Genomic DNA, 24,386 nt, shown 5'->3' on the forward strand with positions numbered 1-24,386 from the left:
GACGCCGGAGTCTAGCATTTCAGAAGTAGGCCGCTTTCGATAATCCCGGCAGGAGCGCTGCAATGAGTGTGGACGGTGGAATACTGGCAGGGACAGGTATAGAAAGAGTGGTTGCGGAAAGCACTGAATACCCGATTGAGTTGTCAGTGGTTATTCCCTGTCTGAACGAGGGGCACACCATTGCGAAGCGGGTACGGCAGGCGCTGGACGTTCTGCACGGGGCGGGCGTAGTTGGGGAAGTGATTGTCGCTGACAACGGTTCCACGGACGGCTCGGCGGAGATTGCCGAAGCAGAAGGAGCGCTGGTGGCGCGTGTCGCCGAGAAGGGATACGGCAGCGCCATAATGGGTGGAATTGCGATAGCGCGGGGTGAGTATGTATTGATGGCCGATGCAGATGAGAGCCACGATCTAACGCACATCCCACGTTTCCTCGCAGAGTTACGAATGGGACATGACCTGGTGATGGGAAACCGGTTTCACGGGGGGATCGCGGACGGAGCGATGCCGTTTCTGCACCGCTACTTGGGGAATCCGGTGCTGACTGGCTTGGGCAAGTTGTTTTTCAAGTCGAATTGCGGGGATTTTCACTGTGGGATGAGGGGATTTACACGGGAAAGCTACCAGCGAATGGATGTGCGGTCTACGGGCATGGAGTTTGCCAGCGAGATGGTCGTAAAGGCAACACTGCTGCGAATGAAGGTTAGCGAGATACCGACATCGCAGTTACCGGATGGGCGGGATCATCCACCACATCTGCGAACGTGGCGGGACGGATGGCGGCATCTGCGGTTCTTGCTGATGTACAGCCCGCGATGGCTGTTTTTGTATCCGGGGATCGCGTTAGTTTCGCTGGGCGCTGTGGGTTGCGCATGGCTGCTACAACAGCCGCGAGTGATTGACGGCCTCGTATTCGATGTCCGGTCGCTGGTCTATGCGTTTTCGGCCGTTCTTCTTGGGTTTCAGTTTGTCGCATTTGCGGTGTTTGTGAAGGTCTTTGCAATATCGGAAGGTTTACTGCCGGATGACCCACGTCTGACGCGAGCGTTTCGGTACATCACGCTGGAAGTTGGATTGGCTGTTGGCGGGTTGCTGCTAGCGCTTGGGATTTTGGGAACTGTCTTCACTTTTGCGAGTTGGGCGAAGGTAGGGCTGGGGACTGTGAACTTTGACCGGGCGTTGCGGTCTGCACTGTCGTCCGTGTTTTCACTAACGCTGGGGGTACAGGTGATTTGCAGCAGCTTCTTTCTTAGTATTCTGGGTCTGCGCCGCCGTTCTGTTAGCTAATTGATAACAAACATTCAGCCATCACCAAAGCAAACGTGAAGAAATTACCAAGGTTGGAGGGTAATTGGCATATGGCTCTTGATTCTGGAAGCCTCGAAAGAATTATTCCAGCATTGCTGGAGCACGAAGGGGCGACAGGGGCACCGACTCTCGAACTGCATTTGATGCGATACAAATTCGCTGCCGAACATATTCAACCCGGCAGGGTTCTTGATATCGCTTGCGGTGTGGGCTATGGCACGAAGGTACTATCTGCTTCCCGTTTCATTAAAGAGGCGATTGGTGTCGACATTTCTGCCGATGCAACAGAGTACGCTCAATCTCAATACGGCAATGACGGCATCAAATTTGTTACGGCGGATGCACTCGAGTTTACGGATTCATTTGGCTTCGAGAACATTGTTAGCCTCGAGACGATAGAGCACGTACCAGATCCACGCGCTCTTCTAGGCCATTTAACAAGTTTGCTCAAATCCGGTGGGATTCTAATAGGTTCTGTGCCAATCACGCCATCTGTGGATGCAAATCCGCACCATCGTACAGACTTCACGGCCTACTCGTTTCGGAAGATAGCGTGCGCATTCGGCCTCGTAGAATTAGACTCGCTCTGTCAGGATCAGAGCTATGATCCTGTGGCAATTCTGAGAGGGAAAGAAAAAAGGAGCAGCGGAATTCGACGGAATATTCCCGCGTATTACTTGGCAAACCCCGATCGGTTGTGGGCGAGAATCTATTCCACACTTCAATATGGGTTCAGGAACCGATACCTCACAATCGTTTGGAGAAAGCATTAATGGGAGTTGCTAAGTCATAGTTGACCTGTTGTGTGTTCGTGGCCACGGACGAGGATTATCCTCGGACGCTTCTGGATCTTAAGAGGAGCCGCTGTTGAGAACCACCAGGGATCGGTCGAGGTGAAAATATTAAGGATTATCTAAAAGAATTCGCGTTCCGGTTCAAACGCCGCAAATTCGCAGTCTAGACCAACTTTTCTACCGCGTGGCGCAGTTCGCCGCGCTCCAGAACCCACAACTCACAGACGCAATTGTGGATTCGGCCTCAACGGAAATTGAGGAAATAGCGCAAGCCACATCTGTTGGAGGCTACCTGAGGCAAATGGATATCCGATCGAAGCTTTCTACGCTAGGTGGTTTTTTTTGTGGCAGTTACGCGCCAGCACGTACATTATAGAAGAACTTACCAGCGCGGTGTAGACGCCCTTTTGTCCTGCATGACGTATGGAACAATCTCCAGAGGACTCTGATCCGGCTGTATGAGCCAGACTTTGCGGCTGTTGTAGTACCGAATCAGCTGCAGATTGCTGGCAGGGTCGAGTTCCCGCGCCCAGATTATCTTTGATGCGTCGATGTCCGCGCAGTTGTAAACCCACTCATCGTCAGGCTCGTGATCGCCAGAATAACGAACAACGGCCAGCTGTTTTCCAGGGAGATGCTCCAATGCGCGCTCGACATCTGCCCGCGGCTTACCAAAGTTTTCGACTCCGAGCCATTCCCAAGCCACTGATCCCCTGTCGCTGAGCTTGAAGTGAAGATCTTCTGCGAAAGGCCGCAAGCACACAAGGAGCAGAGACGCCAATATGGCGAAGCGGACCAGCGTTCGACCGATTGGCCTATCCCCAGGCTTCCATTGACGGAAATGGCGTGCGCACTGCAAGCCGACGGCATAGAATGCTGCTGTGAAAGGCGCCAGATAGTGAGGCACAAAAAAGATTTGGATTGCGTTGGCTCCCAACGCAATGATCAGGAACAGTGCCAGAAAGCGAAGTCGACGATCACGAAAGACATGTGAAAGCATCGCAAGCAGCGGAAGCAATGTAAGTCCGGCGTAAAACTCGGACACCACAAATGTTCTGTAGACGAAGACGACCGGATAGAGGCGCAGCGAATGAACCTTATTGTAATAAGACATTTCCTCTGAACTGTATAACTGCCTCATCTGCTCGTTGTGATAAATGGGCACGGGGCGGGGAGACTGCCAGATAAAATACGGGGCGACACCGTACGTGGCGCGATTGATGGTATACGGCAGGGTGTATGGACTTCCGAAGACGCGGAAATTGTAATAGCCCATTCCCAGGGTAGCCACGATCAGGAGCACGAGGGCGGCCGCGCTACGAAGCAGAAGCCGGGATTTCGTGAGTTTGCATCCGCTCGAGAAGTACCACCGGCAAATGAAGGCTGAGACAGCCACAAAAAGAAGCAGGCCTTCGAATGGACGTGTATTGGCTAGGAGTACTACGCCCAGAGCCATGAGCAGAGCGTGATGTACTCGTTGGTTCCGCGTGAAACGAGGGAGTCCCCCCAATACGAGCGCCCCTCCGAGCGCGGCAAGCGAACCTGCGCCGGTGTATGTATCAATCCAATAGCTGAACAAGGCTAAGTGAACGACTGCAAACATGCCACCTAGGAATGCCCAGGAAGCGGGAAGCCAAGCTTGCAGCATCCAGCAGATCGCTGCGCACATAAGCGATGTCGCAATGAGCAGCCCAAACCAAGGATTCCCAAAGAGAACTTTCCCGGCGGCCAGCACAAATCCCTGGGCGGGGAAATACATAGACATATAAGTTGGCTTCATATCGATGTGGAACGATTCGAAATGGGGCCACATTACGGGTGTGGGGTTTGTGAGGCGTCCATGCGCAAACGTGTCTGCCGCAAGAAGAAAGCTGAAGTCATCATGAACAAACGGGAGTGGTATCGGCAACCGGGGGAGCAGTAGAAGTCGCAGCAGAATAACCGAGATGCCAACTATGAACACCGCTAGCCTTTTTCTACTCGCAAGGCAAGCCAACGAACTCTCGATGCGAGAAAACCATGTGGAACACAGCTCTGGCCACGCAAAGGCGGCCCCAACAGAGATTAGCGTAATGCCAATCTCAAGCGCGATGATTGGCGCGGGCCCGTTGGCGGATAAGGAAACAGGCACAGACATTCAGGCGTTATCTCGTGAACCTGTTGGGCATGGGATCGGTAATGCTCGAAATGACAGCAGACTTGACATGATTTCTCTTTATGCATTAAATCCGGCGAGCATATTCGGAATAGAACTCTTGGTCTACTTTTCTTCCGTTGGCATCGAATCGCGCCAAGTGTATGACACCCATCTTGTGCGCTACATAGCTCATCGTCGTACCAAGAACGCCGATACCGTACTCGACACTACGTTTGAAGTTGATCGAGGAAGCTTCCTCGAAATACTTCGTCGGACACGATATCTCTCCAATATGAAAGCCAAACATCACGGCCTGGGCAATCATCTGGTTGTCGAATACGAAGTCATCCGAGTTTTCAAGGATGGGTAGCGTCTCAAGCAGTTGGCGCGAGAAGGCGCGGAATCCTGTGTGATATTCCGATAGCTTGACGCCGAGAAACAGATTTTGGAATGCGGTCAGGCAGCGATTGAAGACATACTTGTAGAAAGGCATCCCTCCCCGCAGCGCGCCGCCACCCAAAATGCGGGAAGCCAGCACCATATCGTAAACACCGCTGGCGATCATGCCTGCCATGGCGGGGACCAAAAGGGGAGTGTATTGATAATCCGGATGAACCATGACAACTATGTCAGCCCCGGCTGCAAGCGCTTCCCGGTAACAGGTTTGTTGGTTGCGTCCATATCCGTAATTTGAATCGTGTACGAAAGTGTGCACGCCAAGTTGCTTTGACATGGCCGCTGTCTGGTCCTTGCTCGAGTCGTCGACAAGGATCTTGATATCAACTAGGTCTGACAGTTCGCGCACGGTCATTTCCAGCGTCTTTTCCGCGTTGTATGCCGGCATGACCACAGCAATGCGCTTTCCGTTGATCATCTACTCTCCATCGTTATCAATTCATTCTCAAGCATAAAAGGAGGAAACGCACTAGCGCACCGTTGAAGTTATCTGCCCAGGTAACAGGTATGGGGAGACGGCGACAGGCTGCGCGTCGGGTTGTACGAGCCAGACCTTGCGATTCCTATAATATTGGAACAATTCGAGATTGCTGGCGGGGTCCATTTCGCGTGCCCAGATTACTTTGGAATGTTCGATATCGGCAGCATTGTAGACCCACTCATCCTGGGGGTTGTGGTCAGAAGAGTAGCGTACAACTGCGAGTTGCTCACCGGGAAGCTTCTCGAGCTCCTGCGACACACCTGCGCGGTCTTTGCCAAAGATCTCGGGCCCGTACCAGCTGAAATTCCATGTGGATGATGGCCATTCAGGAAACGAAAGATTAAGAGGCTTAGAGAAGAGACGCACCCCGGACATCACGATAATAACAACCACACTGAACCGAACCAAGGCCAAGCCCACAGGTTGGTCGCCCGGTTTGAAATGCCGCATGTGGCGCATGGCCTGTAAGCCAACGGCGTAGATGGCTGCGGTGAAAGGCGCCATGTAATGGGGAATCAGAAAAATCTCAACAATCATTCCGGCTGACAAGAACACCAGGCAAATCAATAGAAACTTGACACGTTGGTCTCGGCACACTCGCCGCGACATGAAGGCGAATGGTAACAGCGCGAAGCCCGTGAAAAAAAGCGTTCCGATAATTGCTTTGATTAAAGTCATTTTGAAGAAGCCCTTCACCGAACGAGCCTTCGCGTAATCGTCGAATTCATCCTCGTGATAAAAGCGACGCATTTCAGCGTGATGATAGGAGGGTTCGGGTCGTGGTTTCTGCCATGCGAAATATGGCGCGATGGCATAAGTTGCGCGATTAACGGTGTAAGGCAGAGTCAACGGATTGCCAAAGACCCTGTAATCGTAGTATCCCAGCCACGCGGCAGCGCCGACGACGACCGCCAGCGGAATGATTAGACGGCGCAAGAGCACCGCTGGATGTGGACGGTTTTGGGCTACGAGATACCAGTGAATGAGTGATGCTGCGACCGGAAGAAATAACAGCATGCTCTCAAATGGTCGGGTCGTGAACATCAGCGCCATGCCGATTGCCATTAGCAACGCATAACGAAATAGCGGTCGGCGTTTGAATCGCGGCAACCCACCGAGAATTAACGCCCCCCCAAGGGCGGCTATCGACCCAGCCGCATGAAACGTATTTGTCCAGTAGCTGAAGAGGCCCAGGTGAATGACTGCCAGCATGCCTCCCATAAAGGCCCAAGTGGCGGGTAGCCATGCCTGAAGCATCCAGCAAATACCTGCACACATCAGCGCGCTCATAATGAGGATCCCAAACCACGGGTTTCCAAACAGCAGCTTCCCTGCCGCCATTACAAGGCCCTGAGGGGGGAAGTACATCGACATGTACGTCGGCAGCATGTCGATGTGGATTGATTCAAAATGGACCCACATGGCAGGGGTGGGATTGGTGAGGTGTCCATGCGAGAAGGTGTCTGAAGCAAGCAGGAAACTGAAGTCATCGGGTACAAACGGAAGTGGGATGGGGCACCAGGGAAGAATCGCAAGGCGAAGGAGAAGCCCTGCTGCCCCAACGATCATGACTGCAATGCCCTGTTTCCGAGCGAGGCGCCCGAACCAACGCTCAACGCGCAAGAACCATGAGGAACACAGTCGAGGCCAAGCAAAAGAGGCCGCAACAAAAATCGCAGTAAGACCGCCCTCAATGAACGTCAGCGTGATGTTCTGTTCATGGGGCGCGGTCATTAGGATGGACATATAGTAAATTTGCCACAGCCGGAAGGGTGCGTCGCGTCCTCGTTCGGAGATTGTGAGAGAGTGATCAGAGTTGATCAATCCTCATGCACTAGTGGTCGAAGAGAACTCTGTGCGCCGCTGGCACTTTCACACAGCTTCAAGGCTGCAGCGGCTCTAGCATGGCTAGAGACTGTGATGGCTTGGCACGTTTTGGAGCTGGAGTAATCTCGTTTCCCAACTCGATAAATTTCTTCTAGAAACAAAGCAGCCTGGAAGTGGAACTCCAGGCTGCTTTGTTTGTAGCTTGATTCCGGCGAAGCCGGATTTCGGACTACGTGATCTGAGTGGTGAGGGTGGTCGAGATGTTCGAGAAGGCGTGGTTCAGGCCGGTCGCGAGATATCCCATGCCGGTGATCGCGCCGAACGCAATCAAGGCAACAACGAGGGCGTACTCAACGAGATCCTGACCTTCTTCGCGCTCAATCAGGTTCTTCGCTGCGAGGTACATCTTGTTCATCAGAACGGTCATCTGTAATTCTCCATTTCCTGGGTTGGGGTTCCAGTCAGTGACTGGTGGTGCATGGGTTGAAGCAAGTGTTGTGCATTAGGTTTAGCACTTGGATTTATTAGAAGTCAATAACGGAGGAATGGGCATAGCACAAAAGATGTAACCAAGGTGTCTTGCGAGGGGGTTGACATACACCTCGGAGTTAGATAGCACAAAAGTGTTATTCCCTTCTCTGTCGGAATAGTCTACCGCAAGCGATCCCAGCTACCTTCCTTTCAGGCATTTAACCCTGCCAGGCCAGATTTCGCTGTGGAGTCATCAACCCTCAAGACTGCATCTGCAAGACCCGTGCAAACCGCGGCAAGAAATAGCCCCGCAATTACGTCAACTCCGTAGTGCCAGCCGGTTGACATCGTAGACAACGTGATCAATCCCGCAACAAGAATCGCTGGATAGCGAAGGAAGCGAAACTGCTGCAATGCGTGAGCGGAAATGACCGCCCAAAACACGTGGAAGGATGGAAAGCAGATAATGCCTCCGAACGAGTCTCTGCTTGAAATGACTCCAAGGCGCAGGGAGTGGATGCTCGATTCGCATGCGAGTTGCACGGGATTTGGCGCAAAATGCCACGCCACCCAAGGGCCAATGGCTGGAAGCAAAAGCATAAAGGGAAGAGCTAGAACGAAAGCAAATGCATTTGCCAGGACAAATTGTTGTGCAGCACGGCGCTTGCCCGTGCAAGCCGGCAAAAAAATTGCACTAAGCAAAAGGGGGTGCAGCATCCAGTAGTAACTAAACGTAAGCAGGGACAGTAAAAGTGGATGGCTTCCAGTGAATGCCATGATCGCAGGAATATTGATCCACAGATGTTCATCGAGTTGCCGCCAGAGCATATCCCTGAGCGGAAATGCGTGGGCAATCGTCGTTGGGGCGACCTGAGTCACCAATGCGGCGACGACAAGAGTCCAGGGAAGCATCAGAGCAGCATCGCGCCGTTCCCAGGATTTTCGCTCATGGAAATACGCCGGAACCACAAGGAGAGGCGGGAGCAGCAGAACCGTCGCTTCAAGTAAGGGTAGCCCGATGCTCATTGCCCCAAGGGGTGGCAAGATCACGCAGACTGCGAGAAGGACTGCGCAGCAGCCTGCCAATGCTAGATGAACAACGAGTGGAGGCGAGGGCTTCACCACCTCATTCGAGCCAGCAGAGTCAGGTTTCGCAATCGCAATCAAGGACATGACTTTCCCAATGTAAACCAGTTTTCATGGTTTACCGGGGCGCCGCCGGAAATGCAGATTACGGCTGAGTGGAAGTCGTTCCCAATCGAACCGGATCTTCCAACAATTCGGCAGACCCCCAGTTCAACCGGGCACAGTTTGGCTGCTCTTCCGAAGATTCGAGTCGTCTCGTGAAACCCCTAAATCTGAGGGGCTCAGGCAGCGGCGTCTGTACAACCACAAATAGAAGGCACCTAAGACCAGCAGGATGATGGGAATCGGACGAGCAAGAATGATCGTAAGCATCTTCGACGGCATACCCGCGGTTGAGAGGCTCAAATCCTTAGTCAGGAGGGCAAGCATCGCCAAGGGAAGATCTGAGGTAATCAAGATCGCCATGGAATTGAGCAGGATTGCGACCTTTCCCAATCGGCCGCCCTCCGCCAACAGCATCGCGCATGCGGGAAGCGTCAGCAAAAGCAGCTTTGCGTCATACGGGCGGTGATAGACAGGGAGCATGGAAAGAGCCGCAATCGCAGCGAGTCCAAGGTAGTCTTTCGATCGAGACGGCTTGGCCCTGAGAGTGACGACCATCCACGCGATCATGAGCCCCCCGCATGTCAAATAAGTGATTGAGTTATAGACACGCGGGTCATCGCGAAAGACACTGATAACGGTTTGCAGATCGATGATCGAGCCGCCGCCAGTTCCAATCGCGGCAGGCCCTGGGTCGGTGATCCCGCCGCGGACAGACGTAGCGGACAGATTGGCAGATAGTTCATGGAACCAATGGGGCGAGACAGAAGAGACCCACATTGTCGCCGTCAGCCCAATTACGACCGTCAGGGCCAGTGCCTGCAATGCGCGCTTTCGATATGCTCCCCCGGCCAGGAGGAAGTAGAGCCAGACCGGCCCTGTGTCGTGGGGCTTTAGAGCGAGGCTCACGGCTAAACAGACAACAGCCGCGAACGTGTATTTGTCTTCGAGAATGCACCAGGCAGCCACCACGCAGAGACCGATAGCCAGGCCAGCGGCGTTTCCGCCCGCAAAGAGGATTCCGCAATTAGCAAGCAGAAAGCAGCTCAGATAAAAGGAGGCGCCTGGAGCGTGCTCTTGTGCAAGTGCCCACATCAGAAACGCCGCAAGTGTGAACGCCGCCACCGTGAGGGCCGTCCACAGCATATGGGCTACCCCCCACGACAGCATTGCAAAGGGAGCGATGCATAAAAATGCAGTGGGAACGTACACCTGCAGAGCGACTACTTGCCGAACCCTCTCCAGTTCCGCAGGGTTCGAAGGGCGCTCCCCTCCCTCCGCAAGGTAGACGCTCATCAATTCGTTCTCGTTATACGGATCGCGATGCTGAAGGAGACACCGAGCACCGTAGTAGACCACTTTGAAATCGACGATGATGCCCCGAGCAGAACTCTCCAGCGCAAAGCCCCATAAGACTGAGAATCCGCTGATTGCCGTCAGCAAAACAAGAATGGCTGCTCGCGCTTTTGTCATGCTCTATGCTCCGTTCCGCCCCGTCCGTCACCCAGCAGCGAACGGGATCGGAGTTTGGTCAGATCTCTATCCTACTTACACCCAAAGTCATTCCTAAAAGCGTGGTTCCAGCTGGAAGCATAAGAACCGATAGTTACGATCGCATTGGGCTAGCGAAAGCTAGCTCCATTGGGATTCAGAGGTTTAGGTTATATTAAGCCAACGCTCATGAACACTCTAAGCAGCTGAGACTCTCTTATGTCGAAAATACAGACCAACGATGATGTATCGCCGTGTGTGACCGTTGTGATGCCGGTGTATAACGAAGCCGCAACTGTATCGAAGGTCATCCAAGAGGTGCTCGCGCAGCGGCCCTTGCTGGAACTGGTCATTGTCGATGACTGCTCGACTGACGGCACTTTCGCCCAACTGCAAGAGCTCGCCCAGATGGACCGCCGGATTGCTCTCACACGGCACGATGTCAATCAAGGGAAAGGAGCTGCCTTGCGCACGGGCATCGCGCAGGCAACATCAGAAATTGTGATCATTCAGGACGCGGATCTGGAATACGATCCCGGAGAATACTATCGCTTGCTCGCCCCAATTCTCTCCGGAAAAGCTGACGTAGTTTTTGGTTCGCGGTTTCAGGGAGGCGAGAGTGCTCATCGCGTTCTGTACTTTTGGCATTCGGTTGGAAACAAATTCCTCACGATGTGCTCCAACATGGCTACCGACTTGAACCTGACGGATATGGAAACGTGCTACAAGACATTTCGCCGGGAGGTCATTCAGAAAATTCAAATCCAGGAGAACCGATTCGGAGTTGAACCAGAGATCACAGCCAAAGTTGCAAAAGCCAACCTTCGCATATATGAAGTTGGGATATCGTATAGCGGCCGTACTTATGCTGAGGGAAAGAAGATCGGCTGGCGGGACGGGCTCAAAGCATTTTGGTGCATTTGGAAATATAATTTCTGGGACAATTGAGCACCTCGCCCTTAGCCTGTCACCAAAATATCGTCTTCTTGAAACATAGCAAGTCGCAGACAACTCTTTCGCTGAAATTCAAAGTAAAAGAAGATGAATTCCTAACAAAGAGATGCTGGTTACTGTCTGATTACGATTGCAAAAGTAAGACCGCTTCAGTCGCTAAACGAAGGTTCTGCACCCACCCGCCGCAGTGCCAGGCAACAAGCGAACAGCCAACCCGTCGCGGTCCACCAGAGGAACATGTAACCGAAGCCAAAGTGCCCGGTTACGTTCGAAATGTAAAGGCCATAGCCAAGATTCGTTAGTGCAAAGACTGCAAGAAACACGCGGCGTTCACCCTTCGCAAATGCAAAGATCAAAGCTGGAAGTGCCAGGATCTCGTCGTAGGGGTAGCTGTAATAGCTGCAGGCTACAGAACAGAGCAACACAATCGCACCATGCTTCTCCCAATCCCATGTGGACCGGTTCTTCAGCCAATAGAAGGCGAGCCAGATCAGGCCCGCCAATTGGGGGAGCAGGGCAAGAGCATGCATGCCCGAGACTGCGTAGAGCATCCCGCCGAAATTGGGATAGGACTCAGTCTCGTTTACAACCAAAATTGTCCGCCTCCAGAATTGTGCAAAGATATGGGGATTTATGATTATTGCGGCAATGCTTGCACTCGTCAGCGCCAGAGTTCCAGATATGAGCACGATCCATCGCCTGTAAAACAAGGTCCAGAGAGCCGCAGCAATAAGAAACAGTAGCGCGATATGTGGCTTTCCTAGCACCAGAAGAAGAGAAGCGCCAGCCAGCCAGTCTCTCCTCTTCCGCAACAAGGCGCAAAAGAGTACAGCACCAAGCAACACCAGCACCGTGAATTGACCCAGCATCAGCAGTACGATCGTAGGTCCAAAAACCATCGAGAGAAGCGCGGGTGCAAGCGACGGTCCAGAACCAATTTGATTCCACACCGCCTTCGAACATGCGGCAACAATACAAACGCTTATCACAGTCCATATCGCAAATGCCGAATGATAGCCAAGCGCTCCTAAGGGCAGCATGAGCACGATTGCCCACGGAGGGTTCTTCACGACTAGTGGTGCCGCGACAAGTCCGGACGCTTTCTCAAGCGCCTGCGTTTGCGGAACGGAATATGGGTCATGTGTAAAGAGACGTGCGGCCGCCCAATATTGCGCAAAATCCTGAACCGGCAGCGCATAAGCCGCCATGAGGGCCGCAGCAAACAGAATCAGACAAACAAAAGCGACGAGCAGAACGGTTAGAGTCTTTCGGAATTGCATCTAAGTGCTTTCTACCCTTGAGATTTGATTTTCTGGATCTGCATTTCATTTCGCTCGAGAACAGACTGCTTCGATATCTCTTCGTCCGATTCAAAGAGAACAAGGTTCTGCGACTAGTTCAGAATCTACGATTTCCAGAATGTCTCCGACCTGCGTCTGCGAATCTTGAATTGTTCCGGCAGGAAGTTCCAGCACGGAATGTGCTGAAAGACAGGCGGAAAATCTCCAGGCCGGCACGATGGCGCATATCTTCTTCACACGGTACTTGCGATCGAGGTAGACCAGGTCGATCGGAAATTGCATAAAGAATGTGTGAACTGCCTCGCAGGGAATGATCCATAATCCCTCTCCGGGTCCGAGATTTTTTCTCCCAAGTAAACCTTTGGAGCGTTTTGGCCCGCTACCGGCCACCTCCAGTTTGTCAGCGAGTTTCGTATCTCTTTTCTGGTTTCGGACCGTCTTACGGATGTTGCAATCATTCCTTTTGGACTTGTCGTCGCCCGCGGATTTCGTTTCCTGAGATTGATTCATATCTCTGCTACCTGTTTGATGGAATTCGCGTTCGCCCCAGTTATTTCAGCCTCAATAATGTCTCGGCATCTAGCAAACGGGTCTGTGATGCCACGCAATGAATGAGCCCCAGCAAGCGATTCTTACTGGGGCTCAGGGATCAGATAGCAATGTCAGATCTGAACATCGCTACTGCGGAGCAGGTTGAGATGAGACCGCGCCGCCACCGCCGCCGCCCACCGACATTCCTCCGTCGATTGTAAGCGGCGTTTCCGGTTTCATGCTTTCGATGAGTTTTTCCACCGGGATTGTTGCGGGCGGAGGCGGAGCTGTTGCCCCAGCGATCTTCGTATCCGGTGTGTGCATCGGAATCGCAGAATTTGGCGGTAGAAACCCTTCCGGGAACTTCAACTCCGGAACCGGCGTGCCTGCGTCGATGGGATTCACGATCTCGGGAGTCACAATAACGATCAACTCCGTATTGCTTTTCTTCCTATCCATAGACTGAAAGAATTTACCCAGAATCGGAATGTCACCCAGAAAAGGAATTTTCTGGAAATTGGCATTTTCACGATTATCGAGCAACCCACCGATTACGAAACTCTGTCCATCGGCTAGTTCAACTTCTGTTTTGACGCGACGGATGGTAAGTGCCGGAACTGTCGCGCCACCAATATTCACGGCATTACCATAGTCCAGGGCGCTGACTTCAGGAGCGACCTGCAGTCGAATCGTGCCGCGGTTCGTTATGGTCGGCAGAAATGCAATCAAGACGCCGTACTGCTTGTACTGAATCGTAATAGGAGCTGAGGCGCCACCAGTAGATCCAGATTGAGCCACCGGATATGGATATTCTCCGCCTGCCAGAAAGCTGGCCTGGTGCCCATTCTTGGCGAGCACATTGGGCTCGGCCAAAACTTCAGCCAGCCCCTTCGTCTCTAAGGCCTGAATCGTGGCCCCCAAGTTGATGCCAGGATAAAAAGCAAAAAGGTTCAGAGGATTAACCGCGCTAAGGGTGGCACCCGATCCGCTGGGTGTGGGCGACGGACCTGGAAATTGGCCAGTCGAAACAGCACCAATCGTATTTCCTAAGCCGGTACTGAAGATATTGATGCCAAGCTGCTTCTCCTTGGTACGGTCGATACTGGCAAAACGCACCTTGAGGAGAATCTGGGGCTCTGGAGCAGGGACATTAACATTGAGAAGGTTAATGACCTTCCCGGCCGTAGAAGCGATCATGACAGCGCGGTCGGAGCTGTTCAAATTGGTTACTGTACCGCGCAGGAAAATCACACCACTATCTTGGGAAACTCTCACGTTCTGGCCAGGCAGCTCGGCTCGAAGTTCCCTGCGAAGTCCGTCAAGCACGTCAGTTGAAGCGAACGTGCTCGGTCGGACTGTGACGTTGAAGAACTGCCGCCCGCCGCTCTGATCCCAAATGATCAGGCTCGTCTCTCCCGCGGCCTTGCCGCTAAGCAGAATCTGCGTGGGGCTGACTGCTTGTGCCTGCGCAAAATCGCCTAGTCCCACCACGATCCTTGTGACTGGTCTCGCCAGATCGAGTACGACCGATTTACCCACGGATAACGACAGGTCGTTGGTTGAATCCTGGTTCGTTGTTGCCGCCGGCTGGGTACCCGGCGGGGGTGCCTGGGCCAACACGGCCAGACCGGCACAAAATACAAGCGTCAGCGTACTGACACTGGCAATGGCAATCCCAGTTTTCGGTTTCACTGTTTCCCCCCGGGCGCTGCAAATTGACTTTCAGTTTTAGTGCTCCCGTTAATCACGGTAACGGTGAACGTTTCAGGCTTCGGCTTTGCGGGCGCTACGCGACCGGTCAGTTTGGGCTTGCTCGCCGGGGCATTCTGATCCAGGAACAGGTTGGTCATTGCGGTTCCCTGCACCGACGCAACCTTGGTGTCGAGCGGATTGCGGAGTACGAGCTGGATGCGTGTCTCGTTGCTGGCCAATGCCATGACCTGTGCCTGCTCGGGTGTTACGAGCAAGTTGACGACCTGCACCTGTAGAGGTTTGCCTTCGGCGTCCTTTTGAATATCAGTACCAGCCGAAAGAACCTCGATATTCTGAAGGACGGTTCTGACCTGGGTATTGTTGTTTCCTCCGCCACCTCCACCGCCGTTGGTGGGAGGCACGCCGGAGATGAGGACGTCGACGTGCATGCCGGGAGTTACGAATCCGGCTACGCCGACAACCTGGTCGACGCGAACGGCAATGGCACGCATGCCGTCCTTGATGGTCGCGGCCAAACCGCCGCCTGACCCGACGGGAGCCAGTCGATCTTCCAGGATTGGTTCACCGGCATACAGCGACGAGGTAACTCCGCGGCCAATCGCGTTCTTGGCATCGAGAATCGCGGTCTTCGGCACCGTTCCCATGATCTGTACCGTGGTCAGATCCGGCGCGCTGAGCACTGTGCCAATTTTGATATCGGTCGCGGCGGCAACTACGCGCGTTGAAGGTTGCGGTTTCACTGCAGCAATGCGCATGCCGACCAACCGGTAGACGAGCACGGAGCACAGTGCCGCTACAACAAATGCAGCAAGGAGGATGGTTACCAGTCTTCGGTTCATCAGAATCCTGTCTTCGCGAGGTGAAAAATGCTGATTTCAACTTCCTAGGCCACCGAGTGCAATAGCGCAAAAAGAACCGGCCTCTTCACACAGAGTTAGTGGTCGAAATGGTGAATTGCCTGCACGGGTGAATGCCGCTAGAGTATAGCATTATGTGACATTTCGAGTGCATTGAATTTGGTTCCTCCAAACCGAAGTACCTAGAAAGCCAAGTAACGAAAAGACATTTCAAGGACTCGGTTCCCGGCGTCGTTTTCATAACACTTTGTGAAGGTATCTCCTCATGGCTTGCGTGCCCTGTCAACGGTACCAAAGCGTTTAAATTGTGAAATGAATTTCGCTAGCTCTAAGCGTTTAAGTCGGTCGAAAACACTACCTGACCAAAGTTATGGCTACTGCCGAAATCATCTTGTAGAGTTATCGTTCTACGCGCATACTTGAGAGCACGTTTGCCTTAGAGTCGAGGGAGCACGCGACCTTGCAATTGTGACTGTTTCCGGGTGTAACTCTGGCATCTCCGAAGTTAGGGTGAGGATGAGTAACACTCAACGAGAGACAACACCTGTTCCCCGCGCACGAACGAGCAGGCTGCCTAACCAAAGAAGGGATTACCTAGCGAATGAGGTCAGCGCGCACCATCAGCCTTTTTACCGTACAGCCGGAGCCGCCTCGCGGGCGTTCGGCGCTGGTAGCTTCGGTTGTTCTGCACAGCTCGGCCATCGTGCTCGTGTTGTCAGCCTTTGTGTACTCTCCGCAGTTCCGTTTGAATACGCCGGATATGTACATGATGCAGCATGTCGATCTCAACATGCCGTACCCTACGCTTCCCAAATCCGGCGGAAGCGGAAGCATGTATCCTAAGTCCTCATCCTCGGCCGCTGAATCTTCAGCGCATGAACAAATCGCCGCCCCAGCTTCCAGCCGAATTCACTTCATGCACAGAAAACTTGCTGCCCAAACGCTCATCGACCCGGAGGTTGATCCGGAGAAGATGTTGCCGAAGGAAACACCCCTTCCGCAAATGTTGCTTTGGTCCGGCCACCGGCCGAAGGTGCAGGTTCTCACGCCGCCCAAACCCCAGCCCCCTTCGATCACCCTGGATAAACCAAAGCTCAATTTTCCCAACAAAGAAGTCCAGATTGCCGACTTGAACATCTCAGCGACACGTTTCTCGTCAAAGCTTCCGATGCCCATGCCGAGCAACACTTCCCCGGTAATCCTGAAGCGCGACCTTGACGTTCAGCGCATCCCGGAGACCGGTTCAGTTTCGACCTTGGAAGCCACACCAGCCGCAATTCTCTCTGCATCTGACCTTCAAATGGCCCAGGGGCGTGTCACGATGCCCGGTGCAAATCAGTCTGCTGAGGGCACAGAACAGGGAGGGCTCGGAACCGGCAAGGCTCCGAATTCTTTAACCCATGGGGTTGGAGACTCTGGTAGCACAGGTTCAGAAAAAGGCTCGGGCAAAGGACAGAATTCGACCGGCGGACAGTCCGCGGGCCCCGGAAACGGCGGTGGAGCCCAAAAGGGTCCTGGAACGGGTACGGCCGGAAATGGCTCACAAGCAGGAACAGGGGGCGGCAAAGGTGCCGGGCATAACGACGGCGCGGGATCGGGGTCGTCAAGTGGGCATGGCTCTGGCGACGGTGACAACGGGGCCGTCACGCGCATCAGCCTGTCCAAAAATGGCACCTTTGGCGTCGTTGTAGTGGGATCCTCGCTCGATGAGCAGTATCCCGAGACTTCCGAGGTTTGGAAGGGGCGCCTGGCCTACTCGGTTTACCTGCACGTCGGACTGGAAAAGAGCTGGGTTCTTCAATACTCGCTTCCGCGCGCCGCTGATTCAGCAAACGCAGGCAGCGCACGGCTCGAAGCTCCGTGGCCGTATTACATTGTTCGACCCAATCTGAACCCCGACGATGCCGACTCCGATGCCGTAATGGTGCACGGTTTTGTCGACGAGGCGGGTCACTTTGAAAAGCTCTCTGTCGTCTTTCCTACGGATCTTGGATATGCGCGTGAGCAACTCGTCCTTGGCGCCTTGCAGCAGTGGCAGTTCCGCGCCGGTACCCATGACGGTCAGATTGCCAAGCTCGAAGTGCTCTTGATCATCCCGGAGACGAGCCAATAGCAAGGTCCCATTCGGCATTAACCGGATGTCCACTGATCGACTCGCGGGTTCCGCAACAATGGGCCGTTCCTTGCTATCCCAAAGAACTTATCATGAGCCTAAAATCTAGGAAGGCTGCTGTACCCGTTGGATAAAGCGTTGCAATGCCTTCTTGCCTACGCCTGTTTCAGGCAGCGTCTCTCCGGTAGTCAAATCGACAGTATTGGATGGAACAAAGGACAGACCGACGCCATCTGTGCCCCACCGAATCACCTTGGTCAGAACAGAAATGAAGTCGTCGGGATCATCGCCGTCGGTATTCGTACGCTGCAGCGTCATCAGGATCATGGTTCCCGGGAACCAGCGTTCATCGGTTAGCAAATAAAGACCGTTGGTGCTGATGTCAGCGATGTGAAAAGCCTGCGGAGCTCCGCCTGTCCAGTAATAGGCGACCAAGCCTGGCAGCGGATGGCGCTTCGATCCTCGCCTATCAGTCGAAAGCCAGCGAAGAAAGCGAATAAACCATGATGCATTACGGATTGGATCAGATTCCATGCTGTCCTTCTCCGCAAGGCGCTTATGAGCGCTCTGTAATTCCGCGGCCTGATCGACCTCGAAGGATGACTCGACTACTGCAGCCGATCCGGACTTCCGTGTTGCTACCCGGTCCCCAGATGCCACAGAAGCCGTTGCAGATTTGTTCGAAAGGCGAGCCAGACGCTCTTCCATCTCATCTGCAACGCAGATTAAGAGCATATCTTCGGGTTGTGTATGACTCGACAGAATCGTGTGTTCGGCCAGTACCAGCGCGCTCGCTGGCTGATCCCTGGTCGGCTCTATGGCGTGATTAGGAAAAGACTCGATTGCTTGTATGACCCGATTGTCGTCGTCGAGGTAGATCAAATCCACGGGGCTAAGACCTTTTGTCGCCGGCACCCCCCGAAAGGGTGTCAACCACAAACCCGAATCAGCTTTGATCGAGAGATCCTCCATGAGCACTTTAAGTTGCTTGGCAGCCGTATCAGCAACCGCAACTCCCAGGCTTAGAAAACTCTCTCGTGTTTGGTTGTACACACAATACTTGCGGGTTTCCATGGATTCTGCGCCTCTTCAGAAAGCTGCCCGGAATGAAGGCCCGAATGAGAAGGGGTTTCACTCAGACCTAGAAATCTACCAGGTCACGCAGAAGCTGCTCTGCGTCAGTGTAACCCCGAATGAAAACCGCTCACATCGACAAACAGCATTACGAAGAGGGAACCTGCTCCAGTCTGTCAGTAAGATTACAACAATGCACACTGGACAAAAGTAGTTTCACCGCCGCGAGACGGTGGTCGGTGAGGCTGGGGTGCCAATGGAAGTACGGAAAGTCTAGACCCATACATTCCACCGGCCCCTTTTGAACCAGCGAAGGTTACTTAACCCGTGTGCGGCGCCGCTGAATCAGAATAACCAGCACGATGACAAAGAGCACCCCGGATACGATCCGGATAATTGTGGTTTGGTCCATGTCGATTCTCTCCCTTCGTAAAATGCTTGAAATGTTAGTTGTTGCCAAAAAGCGATTTGAATGAGTCCGCCATGACCAGTACTGCGGGGCCAAGGACGACCAGAAAGAGCGATGGAAAAATAAACAACACGAGGGGGAACAACAGCTTGACGGAAAGCTTTGCCGCCTTCTCTTCAATTTCCTGAACGCGTTTTGTTCTCAAGGTATCAGAGTGAACACGCAGTGTCTTGCCGATACTGGTTCCAAATTGTTCGGCCTGAACCAGCATGGAAACAAGGTTGCGTATAACGTCGACATCGGTGCGCTCTGCCAGGTGCTTCCATGCATCTGAACGCGCACGTCCCGCGCGCTGCTCCAGAGCCACGATTCCGAGCTCATCGCTCAGCGCCGGTTGCGCCCTAACCAATTCCTGGGCAGTGCGGGCGGTGGCCTGATCGAGACTCAATCCGGCTTCGACACAGATTACGAGAAGATCAAGAACGTCTGGAAGACCTTTCTTCATCTCAGCCTGGCGATTGGCGATCTTTCTTCCCAGCCAGAAATCGGGACCCAAAAATCCAACGCCGCCAGCCAGGAGGAAAATGAAAAGCGGACCAATATGATATGCACCTGTAACCCATGCAAGCAGCATGAGTACGATCGGCGTAATCACCTTGGCACTGTAAAACGTCTTGACTGCGGTATCTGAGCGAAATCCAGCACGAATCAGCCTTTGCTGAACCACTGAAGTTTCAGCCTGGCTGCGCGGCAGAATCTTTTCAAACTGCTCCACCACACCGCCGATCACGTGGCGGGTTTCTTCGATTGTGGTAGAGATCGTCTTCTTATTGGCGCGCGGATAAAGCGCGGATGAAATACGATCCTGGATCTTGTCGCGGTAGAAAATCAACACGCCACCGCTACCGATAAGCAAGAACGCAACTAGAAACGAAATGACTGCAAATGCCATAGGTCCTCGCTAGACGTCCATGTTCACAATTTTGCGGATAATCAAACCACCAATGACGATCATGGTACCTGCTGCATACAGCAACTTGATGCCAAGGTCCTTCTTCCACAACATACTCATAAGGTCTGGGTTGACGAAATACAGCAACATTCCTAGTACAACGGGAAGAAGAGTCAGAATCCATCCAGTCAAACGTCCCTGCGCCGTGTGCGTAAGAACCTGGCGTTTCAAGCGGAAGCGTTCGCGAATTACCTGAGATGTCTTCTCCAGAACTTCTGCAAGGTTGCCGCCGCTCTCGCGTTGAATCAAGATCGCCGTGCAGACAATCTTGACGTCCTGCAATGGGACACGAACAACTAGATTATCGAGAGCCGACTTCAATTCAAGTCCGTAGTTCATTTCGTCAAAGGTCAGGCGAAACTCTCCGCCGACAGGATCGGAACATTCGCGGGATACAAGACCCATTGCGGCATTCAAACTGTGGCCCACGCGAAGAGCGCTCACAATTAGTTCGAGTGCCTCTGGAATGCCCTCTTCGAATTTGTTCATGCGCCTTTTGCGCTTTTGGAATACCCAAAACACTGGCGCCGCTCCGGTCACGAATCCTACCAGGATGGCGGCAAAGATTGCGCCGGTCCGCCAATACGCGAGGTAGGCCGGCACGACGAAGCACACACCGCAGAGCAGGCTCAGGCCGCCCACCGTCCACTTCACATTGGCCTGATACAGGAACCGACGAATACGAGGGGCAAGCTCGAGCTTTGAGAGAAACCTGTCAAGCCAGGGAATCGAACTCATTAGTTCGCTCTTGCGAACGTCTACGATGAGATCGGCCATCTCAGGTTTACCCACGGCGATCGCGGATTCAAGCCTGGTCATGATCGCACGGGTTTGTTCCGTCGCTCCCGAGCCACTGGCCGCGGCGATTAGAACGACAACTCCGAAAACACCCAAGAACACGAGTCCGACAATGACTGCCATGCTTACCTCCCGAAACGCCTGACTACTTAGTTCACTTCCGTCACTTTCTCAAACAAACTAGGCGGCAGAAAGATGCCGGCGGTACGTAGCTGTTCGAGGAACTTCGGACGGATGCGACTAGGTACAAAGGCGCCTTGTACTCTGCCGTTCGGCCCAATACCCTTCTTCTGAAACGCGAAAATCTCCTGCATACTGATGACGTTCTCTTCCATGCCCGTAATTTCATGAATACTCACGCACTTACGAGAGCCATCGCTCAAGCGGGAGGCCTGCACCACAATCGTGAGCGCCGAAGCAATCTGAGCCCGAACCGTCTTCTCAGGAAGATTTAAATTCGTCATCGCAACCATCGACTCAAGACGGGTCAAGGCGTCGCGCGCCGTGTTGGCGTGGACAGTAGTCATCGAACCTTCGTGACCGGTGTTCATGGCCTGCAGCATGTCAAATGCTTCTTCGCCACGGCACTCACCGATGATGATGCGATCGGGGCGCATACGAAGGCAATTGATCAGCAATTGCCTTTGTCGAATTGCTCCCTGGCCTTCGACGTTGGGCGGTCTTGTTTCGAGGCGAACAATATTCTCCTGCGCCAGTTGCAATTCGGCGGCATCCTCAATAGTGATCACTCGCTCATTTTGAGGGATGTACTGCGAAAGAATATTGAGAAACGTTGTTTTACCAGCGCCAGTGCCGCCCGAGATCAAAATGCTGAGTCGGGCACGGACCGCCGCAGAGAGCAACTCCATCATCTCCGCGGAAATACTCTTCAACTGCACCAACTGATTAGCCGCCAAAGGACCGGTGCCAAAACGGCGGATCGACATCGAAGGTCCGTCGAGTGCAAGTGGCGGAATGATCGCGTTAACACGTGAACCGTCAGGCAAACGAGCATCAACCATCGGCGACGACTCATCCACGCGGCGGCCCACGCGTGAAACGATACGGTCAATAATCTGAAGCAGATGTCGGTCGTCACGGAACGAGGCGTCAGCCCGTGTCAGCAACCCGCCTTTTTCAATAAAGACATGGTCTTTATCGTTAACCATGATGTCGGAAATCTTCTGATCCTTGAGCAGGGGTTCCAGTGGACCAAGCCCGAATACCTCATCCAGCAAATCGGTCTGGATCTTCTCCTGCTCATCGAAACTCAGCGGCACGCGACGATCGCTGATGATCTCGCTAATAATGCTCGACACCGCCTGCCGGGCCTGGCTGGAGTTAATGCGAGAGAGCTTCTCCAAGTCAAGCTTCGATAGCAGCGTGCGGTGTACTTCTGCCTTGAAGTTTTCCAGATTCATTGATTCCACGATGCGCCGTCCTCAATTACAAATTCCGTCACCTAACGGGTTATTTGAAAAGGCTGAATCCTTTTCGCTTCTCCGGCTTGGCGGGCATCCCGCAAGCCGCTCGTGCCATGTCCTGGAGTACCTTTGCAATGCTTGAATCATCCAATGCCAGGGGAACTGCCTCGTTCTGCATCCGACGAACGTTATAGTAGTCGCTTGGAATCTTCCATGCGATGGGCTTCGTGAGGGCCTTCTCGATATGCTCCTCATCCACTCCCATCGAGCTCTTCACATAGCGATTCAGCACAATCTCCAGTTGCGGAGTTCCTGATTTGAAAAACTCTGAAATCAGCCGGTGAGAATTCCGAAGTTCAGGAATACCCGCCTGCATGACCAGGAAAGCCGTGTCGGCCTGTGCGAACCATGAAGCATCGGTCAAATCGAATCGCGATCCCGCATCGATCACCACGTATGCGAAATCCTGTCGCGCCACTGTGAGCATCTTTTCAATCTGATCGTTACTCGCCTGCACCTGAGGAAATCTTCCCGGCGCAGCCAACACAGGCAGACCGGAACTATGAGTCGTGAGCAGTTTCGAAAAAAAGTTCGAATCCATGCGATCCGCATTTTGCAATGCATCGGCAGTGGAAAACTGCGTGGTAAGTCCAAGGCTTAATGCAGCATCGCCCAGTGGAAGATCAAGATCGATCAGAACCGCAGTCTGCTGGCACTCCTGCACCAAAGCGACCGCGAAGTTACAAGCCACCGTAGTTACACCCGACCCGCCTTTACTTCCCAGAAAAACCAGAATCTTACCGCCGGCCTTTTTGGCGGACTTTCCTCCCTGACGTCGCGACGAGGCGCGAACCATTGCGTCGGAGAGATTTCCTGGATCAATCGGATCCGACAAGAACTCGCGTGCACCTGCCCGCATCGAGCGAGCCATTAAATTCGGATCAAGCCGCGACGCGTATACCATCACCGTCGTCGAGCTTCCCGAGGCAACGAACTCTACCAGTTCCAAGGCGTATTCGACGTCGGATTCTAGGTCGATGATGACGGCGTCGAAAGCTTTTTCACCCAGCATTCTGGGCATTTCTTTTAAAGTCGGAGGATAAGACGAGTACTCCCGCACAATCGCAGCATGTGCGCTATTGAGTGCACTCGCAATCGTCCTCCTGCGCTGCTCGCTCGGGCAGATCAGAGCAATCGATAGTACATTGCCACCTAGGGGATCAAGGTCGTGCGTGTTATCAGTCACAGAATCAAAGCTCCCGAGTTGTAGCGCCTGCGCTGCGGTGTCACCTAATTCAGTGCATCGTCAGCATACTTTAGTCGTTTTCCAAGCCCCTTCTCAATGAGAAAAGAAGGAAATGAGAGTACCAATAGCGATTGCCGGAGCATAAGGCATCTTGCGCGCTTTCGGGTTGGAAAGCTTAAGCTCTTCGGGCGCGTGCATTCCTCGCTCCTTCCAACCAAATACCAGGTCACCGGCTCCTGAAAACATCTCTCCTAGAAATCCTCCGAAGATAGCCCAGGCAATGGCCATCACGCCGCCAACTACCGCAATCAATACCAGGGCCATTACAAGCTGCTGCCACCATATCCATGCTCCGATGGCGGCGCAAAGCTTTACATCACCCATCCCCATGCCGCCCATCATCGCCAGCAGTCCATAAATGAGACCGCCAAGTAGCATGCCGCCAAGGCTCTCACCCAGGCCATGCCACCCCCCAACAAACGTCGACACCACGAGTCCCGCCAACAAAAACGGAAAAACCAGCCAGTTCGGAATGCGCCGGCTGCGAAGGTCTGTAATGGTCGCCACAATTAGTACCGCGAGCGTCGGCCACCAGGCATAAGCGTGTTGCAAATGCTGCAAACTTGATCCTCCAGCGCCCCCTATACGAGTGGCAGAGATACAGCCATTCTGCCCTGAATCGCGCGCATGTCAACTCTCGCTGGATTCAATGCGTTACGTTAGGGGTATCGAAGCCAAGTGTACACGGAAGTGCACATAGGGAGCACCCTTGTGCCATAGAGGGTATACACCGGAGTAATGC

At 53.4% G+C, this 24,386-nt stretch carries 20 protein-coding genes; 4 read left to right on the forward strand and 16 right to left on the reverse strand.

Annotated elements, in window-relative coordinates:
• Positions 1–62 precede the first annotated feature (62 nt).
• Together P8935_RS20560 and P8935_RS20565 are read left to right on the forward strand one after the other, a co-directional pair.
• Entirely contained in the window at positions 63–1,286 is a 1,224-nt protein-coding gene (locus P8935_RS20560; protein ID WP_348262183.1) for a glycosyltransferase family 2 protein, read from the forward strand.
• A 71-nt stretch (positions 1,287–1,357) separates the two neighbouring features.
• A complete protein-coding gene (locus P8935_RS20565) occupies positions 1,358–2,080 on the forward strand; it encodes a class I SAM-dependent methyltransferase (protein WP_348262184.1) in 723 nt (240 codons plus the stop codon).
• A gap of 403 nt (positions 2,081–2,483) precedes the next feature.
• On the opposite strand, the gene P8935_RS20570 is transcribed toward P8935_RS20565, so the two are convergent.
• The 6 genes from P8935_RS20570 to P8935_RS20595 form a co-directional block, all read right to left on the reverse strand.
• On the reverse strand, positions 2,484–3,866 hold the full coding sequence (locus P8935_RS20570; RefSeq protein ID WP_348262185.1) for a hypothetical protein: 1,383 nt from the start codon (positions 3,864–3,866) through the stop codon (positions 2,484–2,486).
• 457 nt (positions 3,867–4,323) lie between these two features.
• Positions 4,324–5,112, reverse strand: a complete 789-nt coding sequence (locus P8935_RS20575) for a glycosyltransferase family 2 protein (RefSeq protein ID WP_348262186.1) — start codon at positions 5,110–5,112, stop codon at positions 4,324–4,326.
• A gap of 51 nt (positions 5,113–5,163) precedes the next feature.
• Entirely contained in the window at positions 5,164–6,921 is a 1,758-nt protein-coding gene (locus P8935_RS20580; protein ID WP_348262187.1) for a hypothetical protein, read from the reverse strand.
• A gap of 310 nt (positions 6,922–7,231) precedes the next feature.
• Positions 7,232–7,429, reverse strand: coding sequence for a Flp family type IVb pilin (locus P8935_RS20585; protein ID WP_348262188.1), 198 nt, complete (start codon positions 7,427–7,429; stop codon positions 7,232–7,234).
• A 254-nt stretch (positions 7,430–7,683) separates the two neighbouring features.
• Positions 7,684–8,646, reverse strand: a complete 963-nt coding sequence (locus tag P8935_RS20590; RefSeq protein WP_348262189.1) for a phosphatase PAP2 family protein — start codon at positions 8,644–8,646, stop codon at positions 7,684–7,686.
• A gap of 123 nt (positions 8,647–8,769) precedes the next feature.
• Positions 8,770–10,134, reverse strand: a complete 1,365-nt coding sequence (locus P8935_RS20595) for a glycosyltransferase family 87 protein (RefSeq protein ID WP_348262190.1) — start codon at positions 10,132–10,134, stop codon at positions 8,770–8,772.
• 237 nt (positions 10,135–10,371) lie between these two features.
• On the opposite strand from P8935_RS20595, the gene P8935_RS20600 reads away from it, so the two are divergent.
• On the forward strand, positions 10,372–11,100 hold the full coding sequence (locus P8935_RS20600) for a glycosyltransferase family 2 protein (RefSeq protein WP_348262191.1): 729 nt from the start codon (positions 10,372–10,374) through the stop codon (positions 11,098–11,100).
• 155 nt (positions 11,101–11,255) lie between these two features.
• On the opposite strand, the gene P8935_RS20605 is transcribed toward P8935_RS20600, so the two are convergent.
• From P8935_RS20605 to cpaB, 4 genes are all read right to left on the reverse strand, one after another.
• On the reverse strand, positions 11,256–12,386 hold the full coding sequence (locus P8935_RS20605; protein WP_348262192.1) for a glycosyltransferase family 87 protein: 1,131 nt from the start codon (positions 12,384–12,386) through the stop codon (positions 11,256–11,258).
• Positions 12,387–12,476: 90 nt separating this feature from the next.
• Positions 12,477–12,917 (reverse strand): DUF192 domain-containing protein, encoded by a 441-nt coding sequence (locus P8935_RS20610; RefSeq protein WP_348262193.1) that lies wholly within the window; start codon positions 12,915–12,917, stop codon positions 12,477–12,479.
• 168 nt (positions 12,918–13,085) lie between these two features.
• The gene (locus P8935_RS20615) at positions 13,086–14,630 is read right to left on the reverse strand and encodes a type II and III secretion system protein family protein (protein ID WP_348262194.1); all 1,545 of its coding nucleotides are present in this window, start codon (positions 14,628–14,630) and stop codon (positions 13,086–13,088) included.
• Positions 14,627–15,490, reverse strand: a complete 864-nt coding sequence (gene cpaB / locus P8935_RS20620) for a Flp pilus assembly protein CpaB (RefSeq protein WP_348262195.1) — start codon at positions 15,488–15,490, stop codon at positions 14,627–14,629. The genes P8935_RS20615 and cpaB overlap by 4 nt, the downstream gene beginning before the upstream one ends.
• A 619-nt stretch (positions 15,491–16,109) precedes the next feature.
• On the opposite strand from cpaB, the gene P8935_RS20625 reads away from it, so the two are divergent.
• Positions 16,110–17,621 (forward strand): hypothetical protein, encoded by a 1,512-nt coding sequence (locus P8935_RS20625; RefSeq protein WP_348262196.1) that lies wholly within the window; start codon positions 16,110–16,112, stop codon positions 17,619–17,621.
• A gap of 105 nt (positions 17,622–17,726) precedes the next feature.
• Here the strand turns inward: P8935_RS20625 and P8935_RS20630 are convergent, their stop codons facing one another.
• The 6 genes from P8935_RS20630 to P8935_RS20655 form a co-directional block, all read right to left on the reverse strand.
• The gene (locus P8935_RS20630) at positions 17,727–18,695 is read right to left on the reverse strand and encodes a PilZ domain-containing protein (RefSeq protein WP_348262197.1); all 969 of its coding nucleotides are present in this window, start codon (positions 18,693–18,695) and stop codon (positions 17,727–17,729) included.
• A gap of 446 nt (positions 18,696–19,141) precedes the next feature.
• Positions 19,142–20,056 carry a type II secretion system F family protein gene (locus tag P8935_RS20635; RefSeq protein ID WP_348262198.1) on the reverse strand — a complete coding sequence of 305 codons (915 nt, stop codon included), beginning with the start codon at positions 20,054–20,056 and terminating at the stop codon, positions 19,142–19,144.
• Between the two features lie 9 nt (positions 20,057–20,065).
• Complete coding sequence (locus tag P8935_RS20640) at positions 20,066–21,037, reverse strand: type II secretion system F family protein (protein WP_348262199.1); 972 nt, start codon at positions 21,035–21,037, stop codon at positions 20,066–20,068.
• Between the two features lie 26 nt (positions 21,038–21,063).
• Entirely contained in the window at positions 21,064–22,335 is a 1,272-nt protein-coding gene (locus tag P8935_RS20645; protein ID WP_348262200.1) for a CpaF family protein, read from the reverse strand.
• Positions 22,336–22,384: 49 nt separating this feature from the next.
• The gene (locus tag P8935_RS20650; protein WP_348262201.1) at positions 22,385–23,584 is read right to left on the reverse strand and encodes an AAA family ATPase; all 1,200 of its coding nucleotides are present in this window, start codon (positions 23,582–23,584) and stop codon (positions 22,385–22,387) included.
• A 93-nt stretch (positions 23,585–23,677) separates the two neighbouring features.
• A complete protein-coding gene (locus tag P8935_RS20655; protein WP_348262202.1) occupies positions 23,678–24,205 on the reverse strand; it encodes an A24 family peptidase in 528 nt (175 codons plus the stop codon).
• Positions 24,206–24,386 lie beyond the last annotated feature (181 nt).

It is taken from the genome of Telmatobacter sp. DSM 110680, assembly GCF_039994875.1.
Taxonomy (GTDB): Bacteria; Acidobacteriota; Terriglobia; order Terriglobales; family Acidobacteriaceae; genus Telmatobacter.